The 2,026-nt window shown below is 26.9% G+C and carries 2 protein-coding genes and 1 pseudogene; all 3 read right to left on the bottom strand.

All coding sequences use genetic code 11. The annotated features are described in order from the left end of the window. Positions 1-388, bottom strand: a pseudogene (locus ACRDDY_RS12960) (ABC transporter permease); the annotation flags it as partial. An 11-nt stretch (positions 389-399) separates the two neighbouring features. Beyond that, the gene (locus tag ACRDDY_RS12955) at positions 400-1,329 is read right to left on the bottom strand and encodes an ABC transporter ATP-binding protein (RefSeq protein ID WP_438565362.1); all 930 of its coding nucleotides are present in this window, start codon (positions 1,327-1,329) and stop codon (positions 400-402) included. Between the two features lie 112 nt (positions 1,330-1,441). Beyond that, a partial coding sequence (locus ACRDDY_RS12950) for a response regulator transcription factor (RefSeq protein WP_438565361.1) occupies positions 1,442-2,026 on the bottom strand: 585 nt, incomplete at its 5' end.

The following is a 2,026-nucleotide window of genomic DNA, read 5'->3' as shown; positions in this document are numbered from 1 at the left end:
ATATTCTTCCCTCTATTTTTGCTCCATTAGCTGAAATATAATATTCTATCTTTTCTCCTTTAAAGCTTATATAAGCCAAAGCCTCATTATTATCAACCTTTTCTTTTATATCTTCAAATTTCTTTTCTTCTTTAAACTTCACATTTATAGATTCATCCATCGCCTGTCCAAAACCTAAAAATCCTTCTTTATATGGACTGTCTTCTTCTATGCTATAATAAACAACATGTTCACCATCTTCCTTAAAAATATTTTCTCCATCCATCATAGATTGAAGTCCTACAGACAAAGTAGTTATAAGAACTATTGGAAAAACTATTAAAATAATTATATTAAACTTTTCTCTAAAGAATTGCTTTAAATCTTTTTTAAGCATTGCTAAATACATAATTTTTCACCCTAATCCCTTAATTTTTTTCCTGTTAATGCTAAGAATACTGTTTCAAGGCTTTGCTCTTCACTTGATATACCTTTTACTTTTCCATTATTATTTCCTATCACATTAACTATTTCTACTATTGAATTACTACTTTTTAATGTTGTTACTTTATAACTTTTTTCTTCATAAGTAACTTTTTCTATTCCCGATAAGTCTAAAAGCTTTTCTTCTAATCCTAGAACTTCATCTTCAACTAAAATATTATATATATTTTTATTTTCAACCAAATTTTTAAGTTCATCACTACTTCCTTCAGCTATCTTTTTACCTTTATCTACAATAATGATTCTGTCACAAAGCATATCAACTTCTTCCATATAATGAGATGTATAAATAATAGTTGCTCCCTCTTCTCTAAGCTTTAAAACAGATTTTAAAATATGATTTCTTGACTGTGGATCTATTCCAACAGTTGGCTCATCCATAATAATAAGCTTTGGTTCATGAGCTATGGCACAAGCTATATTAAGCCTTCTTTTCATTCCTCCTGAAAATTCTGCTGCTTTCTTTTTTCTTACATCTGTAAGTCCTACAAACTCCAATGTTCTATCTACACGTCTCTTTAATTCTTTTCCTTTAAATCCATATAGTGAACAGAAAAATTTAACATTTTCTTCTGCTGTTAAATCAAAATAAATAGCAAAATCTTGTGGAACTATTCCTATATTTTCTTTCCAAGAATCAACTTTTTTTATATTTTCTTCATAAGTAATATCTCCCTTAGTTTTTTTAATTAATCCACAAACCATTCCAATTAAAGTACTTTTCCCAGCACCATTTGGTCCAAGTATTCCTAGTATCTCACCTTTCTTTACATCTAAACTTAACCCATCAACTGCTACATGATTTCCATAGTCTTTATATATATTTTCAACTTCTATAATTTTCATAATTTTTAACTCCTTTTCCTCTTTATGTATTTATTATATAAAAAAAAGACGACACTAATTAATTATTAATATCATCTTCTTATATGACATTTGTCATTTCTTTATATGAATTTTAAAAATTCCCTTTTAAATAGTTAACTGCTATAGCAGTTCTGTGTTTTAAATTTGTTTTTTCTAAAATATTTGTTATATAATTTCTAATTGTTCCTTCTGAGATAAATAATTTTTCACTAATTTCTTTATTATTTAATCCTTCACTAATTCCTTTAATTATTTCAAGTTCTCTTTCTGTGAATGTATACTTTTCTATACTTGGTTCAATAGATTTTCCTTGAATCTTTTCAAATACCTTTTCATTTAATATAAAATTCTTATTAAATACAGCATTAATAGAATTTACTATCTCATCTGGACTACTTCCCTTTAAAATATATCCTTTAGCTCCATATTCTATAGCTTCACTTATATATTCTTCATCATCAAAGGTAGTTAAAATTAAACATTTAGTATCAGTAGTCTTTACTATTTCACGAACAGCTTGTACTCCATTTACCTCTGGCATTCTTATATCTACTAATGCTACATCAACTTTATATTTTTGACACATTAAAATACCTTCTCTGCCATTCTCTCCTTCTCCTACAATTTCAATATCACCTTTAAGTGGTAATAAAACCTTTAAACTTTCTCTAATTAA

Source organism: Clostridium sp. (assembly GCF_051656525.1).
Taxonomy (GTDB): domain Bacteria; phylum Bacillota; class Clostridia; order Clostridiales; family Clostridiaceae; genus Clostridium.
Note: the sequence above shows the minus strand (reverse complement) of the source record. Positions and strands in the feature narration are given on the sequence as shown.

What these genes read in the sequence shown, in the direction of transcription:
- ACRDDY_RS12955 (WP_438565362.1), bottom strand. Translation starts at nt 1,329, where the DNA reads ATGAAAATTATAGAAGTTGAAAATATATATAAAGACTATGGAAATCAT.